Origin of the sequence: uncultured Thiodictyon sp. (assembly GCF_903828115.1) — a bacterium.
Taxonomy (GTDB): domain Bacteria; phylum Pseudomonadota; class Gammaproteobacteria; order Chromatiales; family Chromatiaceae; genus Thiodictyon.
Map to the genome: position 1 here is coordinate 1 of NZ_CAIKKU010000042.1, position 3952 is coordinate 3952.

4 protein-coding genes are annotated in these 3952 nt (G+C 67.7%); 1 reads left to right on the forward strand and 3 read right to left on the reverse strand.

Annotated features, from left to right (window positions below):
• Positions 1-139: 139 nt before the first annotated feature.
• Both QZY48_RS01520 and QZY48_RS01525 read right to left on the reverse strand, forming a co-directional pair.
• Positions 140-322, reverse strand: a complete 183-nt coding sequence (locus QZY48_RS01520; protein ID WP_295426792.1) for a hypothetical protein — start codon at positions 320-322, stop codon at positions 140-142.
• 172 nt (positions 323-494) lie between these two features.
• On the reverse strand, positions 495-617 hold the full coding sequence (locus tag QZY48_RS01525; RefSeq protein WP_295426795.1) for a hypothetical protein: 123 nt from the start codon (positions 615-617) through the stop codon (positions 495-497).
• Positions 618-621: 4 nt separating this feature from the next.
• Between QZY48_RS01525 and QZY48_RS01530 the strand changes: the two genes are divergently transcribed.
• Entirely contained in the window at positions 622-1317 is a 696-nt protein-coding gene (locus QZY48_RS01530; RefSeq protein ID WP_295426798.1) for a cation diffusion facilitator family transporter, read from the forward strand.
• 506 nt (positions 1318-1823) lie between these two features.
• On the opposite strand, the gene QZY48_RS01535 is transcribed toward QZY48_RS01530, so the two are convergent.
• The coding region (locus QZY48_RS01535; RefSeq protein WP_366929624.1) for a type IIL restriction-modification enzyme MmeI at positions 1824-3952 on the reverse strand (2129 nt) is incomplete at its 5' end.

Genomic DNA, 3952 nt, shown 5'->3' on the forward strand with positions numbered 1-3952 from the left:
CGTTGTCGACGTTATCGTAGCGCCTCGGATTCTCTCGCACTCGAAATTGCACCGCTTCTCCGATTACGATTACGACAACGACAACGACAACGACAACGACAACGAAAATGGCGCTATTGAGGGCGCTTGTAACCGTCGATCATGGCACGCACCAGGTTTTCCCGGTGCTGGAGACTCGCGAGCGCCACCCCGAGGAGGTGCAGTGGAAGAAACCGACAAAGGGGTCCCAGACGCGGGCCCGCTCGGGGTCCTTGGCCGTGGTCAGGGCGCGGTCGGCGGCGAAATCGCCGCGCGCGGCAGTCGTGGTGTCAGGATCAGTCATGACGCAAACTCCCGTCAAATCGCAGGGGGTGCCAGGCGCGGGCCGACTCACGGTTCGCAGCCGGTGCCGCGACTCGCCTGGCTTGCGACGTACTCTAGCCACAGGCCCTTGAACGCTGACTGACGCCGACTGTCAGCGTCCAGTCAGCACCGTCGCGACATACTTCCCAACTTTACGAGCCCCGCGCCGCGCGGCGCTCTTCCGGCGTCGCGCGGCCTGCCGGGCCGCCGACGCGCTCCCCTGGCTTGAGCACGACCAGCGACACACCGCGGGCCACCCGCACCAGGAGCGGCATAGCTATGGGTCCCAACTCCGTCATCAACCCCCTGGCCGCTGCCGCTGACCCCGCTGCCGCCGGCCGGCTGCTGCGGCTCGCCACCTATGCCTCGGTGACCACGGCCGTGCTGCTCATCCTGGCCAAGCTCGTGGCCTGGGTCATGACCGGTTCGGTCAGCGTGCTCGCCTCCCTGGTGGATTCCGCCATGGACGCGGGGGCCTCCCTGGTCAACCTGTTCGCGGTGCACTACGCGACCGACCTGGCCACCAACCTGGCGACCCTGGCCGCGCTGTCCCTGGCCTGGTTCGGCTGGCCCGGTGTCGACCCCTGGTTCGGGCTGGGGATCGGCGCCTACGTACTCTACAGCGCGATGGAGATCGGCCGGGAGGCCGTCCATCTGCTGATGGACCAGGAACTCCCGGACGAGCAGCGCCGACACATCGCCGCCCTGGCCGGCGGCGTCGCCGGGGCCCAGGGTGTGCACGGGCTGCGCACCCGCCAGTCGGGCCAGTCCCTGATCATCCAACTGCATCTGGAACTGGACGACGAGTTGAGCCTGGCGCAGGCCCACCGCATCACCCTGGAGGCCGAGATGGCAATCCGCACCCGGTATCCTGGCTCCGACATCACCATCCACCAGGACCCGGTGAGCCTGGGGGCGGAGTCCGACGACCTCGCGGACCAGGAGGACCAGGCGCCGACGGAGCGGGCGCGCTGAGCCCGCGGCTTAGTATCACCAGGCGCAATTGCTCGGACCGTTGGAGTAGGGTGCGCCGTGCGCACCTTGAGACGCTGCGGTTGAGCGCCACAGCCAAGGTTGTGCCCAGCGCCCCTGAACCTAAATCCGGCAGTTGGCGAGCCCGAAAAGCGCGATAATCTTCTGATGTAAAAGACTCTAAGTCAACTGCGGAGCAGTTGAAATCGTCACCCGGCGGGTGAACGGGGCGCCACCATTTTCGGTTGCTGCTTCAGTGGCTTACGGGATCTTTGCCCGGCCAACTGCCGGATTTAGGCTGAAGGCTCAGCCGTTCGGGGCAACGCGGGAACCGCCCTGAGCTTCGGCGACGCTCTATACTCCAATAGCGGCTGGCGCTGGTTATCAGGCTGACTCAGCCATGCCTCGCATGATGAGCTGACCAAGGTCGCCAACTTGGCCCGCCAGCCGCATCTCTGCGATCACTTCGGCGCGGCGGCGGGTTGCTGGATGCGCCACGTTTGTCCACCCTAACCGGGAAGGTAGCGGCCGTCCTCCAGACGGCGGGCGTGGCCGAGGCTGGCGAGGGTTTCCAGGAGTTCCGCGACCCGGGCGCGCGGCGCGCGGGTGAAGCCCTGGGCCAGGTCCGCGGCGCTGGCGGGGCCGGCGCGGGCGGCGAGTGCGGCGCGCAGGGCCTGCAACTGCTCGGGCAGGGTCCTGGGCCAGTCGGGTTTGGGGCCGCAGGCGGTGGGGGCGGCGAGCCCGAGTGGCGCCTCGGCCTGGACGGCGCCGTCGCCGTCGGCGTGCCCGCCGGGATGCTGCAAGGCCGGGCGCAGCCAGCGGATCAGGCCGCGGCGCTCCGCGGCGGCGCGCTCGGCGTTCAGGGCCGCCAGGCGTTCCAGGATCACCGCCTCGACGCGGTCATCGCCGCCCTCGGCCGGACGGGCCATACCCTGGGCCGGACGGGGCATTCGCCCCGTCCCGCCCGCGGGGGCGGGGTCGGGCAGCGACCGGGGCAGGGTCCGCGCGGCGGACCCGGCGAGCAGCGCGGCGGTCAGGTCCGCCCAGCCGTAGGCGGCGAGGACGGCGGCGTCGAGTTCGTCGTGGAGCTGGCGCAGCACCGAGACCAGGCCCTGTTCGTGGACCTGCCGCTCTTTCGGGCCCAAGGGCTCACCGCGGCGCAGTTGCTCCAGCACGTTGTACATGCCGGTCATGGTCAGGCCCGGGTACAGCGCCTCGCGCGCCTTGCGGTGGGCGTCCAGGTCTTCCGCCAGTTGGCGGATATGCGCCTTCAGCGGCTCGGTGGGGTCCGGAAAGGGGAAGGTGTCGAAACAGCGGGTCTTGTTGTAGCGCGGGCGATCTTCCAGAGTCCCGCCCGCGGCCAAGGCCCAGAGGACATGCACCCGGCTGGACAGGACGCCCAAATAGAGCGCATCCGGGAGCGCAATGACCAGCAACGCCTGGTCGGCCAAGGTTCGCGCATCGAGGAATTGAAAGACGCGGTGCTTGGCAGTGATTGCCGTTGCGATGTAGCGCGAGAGACCGGCAACCGACCTGCGCATCTGCGGCTGATTCTCTCCCAGCAGCCACCAGTTTTCCCGATAGCTTTGGCGCGGGTTTTGGTCCCGCTCCGGTTTCGCCCGGTCGATCAACCATTGATAGACCCCGGGAAGGTCACGTCGAAGGTCGTCGTGCGACCACTGGTAAGTATCCAGGACTAAGGTATTTCGCGGTCGGTTGGTCAGGTCCTTTCCATTCCGGTAGACGGTTGCGACACGCCCCTGGGGATCGACGACCTGCGCGTCGTCCTCACTCAAAGCGAAGCCCGAAGCGAGGAGTTGAACGCCACGGTTTGCAACCCCTGCGTTTGCCAGCAGGCTAGTGGCGCTGCCGATGTCTGCGCCGATTGAGAGATCGGCGTTGATTGGACCATCCTGGCGGGCAAACTCAACCTGCATTCCGTCCGCACCCACCCCTTGCTCGGATAGCAACCGCAAGCGTTGACCGGGACCTTCTCCGGCAACTGCGACTGTCATACTGATCCGGACGGCCGCGCCATCCGCGGTATCGACCCAGGGGTGGTCGGGCACGGCGAAAATCAGGGAGAGGGGCCGCTGCGCAGGTTCGCCGCCCTGCGGCGAGGTGCCGAGGTGTTGCTCGAGAATGCGGCGGTTGAAGGTCTGTGAAAGACTATTGGTGGTGATAAAGCCGAAGCGCTGCACCTTGCCCGAGCGAACCAGGTCGGCGCCGATATGCCACCAGTACATCACATAATCGACGGACTCAGGCACTTCGCTCCAGGTGGCCCGCAGGGCCTCGACGTAGCCGTCACCCAGGGTTGAGCGCATGGCCTTCGCGCCGATAAACGGCGGATTCCCCACCACGAAATCCGCCGCCGGCCACGCCGCCCGCCGCGGGTTGACATAGCGCTCCAGCGGCACCTGGGCGCTCTCGTCCGGGACCAGCTCGCCGGTGACCGGGTGGGGCTTGCAGGTGCGCCCATCCCAGCGCGTGACCGGGCGCCCGGCCTCATCGGTGACCCACTCCATGCGGTCATAGTCGAGCACCGCGTCGCGGCACTGGATGTTGCGGTAGTCGCGGATCACGGGCTCGGGCGGGTTCACGGCGCCGTGGGTCCTGAAATGCCATTGCAGGTAGC

What these genes read in the sequence shown, in the direction of transcription:
- QZY48_RS01520 (WP_295426792.1), bottom strand. Translation starts at nt 322, where the DNA reads ATGACTGATCCTGACACCACGACTGCCGCGCGCGGCGATTTCGCCGCC.
- QZY48_RS01525 (WP_295426795.1), bottom strand. Translation starts at nt 617, where the DNA reads ATGCCGCTCCTGGTGCGGGTGGCCCGCGGTGTGTCGCTGGTCGTGCTC.
- QZY48_RS01530 (WP_295426798.1), top strand. Translation starts at nt 622, where the DNA reads ATGGGTCCCAACTCCGTCATCAACCCCCTGGCCGCTGCCGCTGACCCC.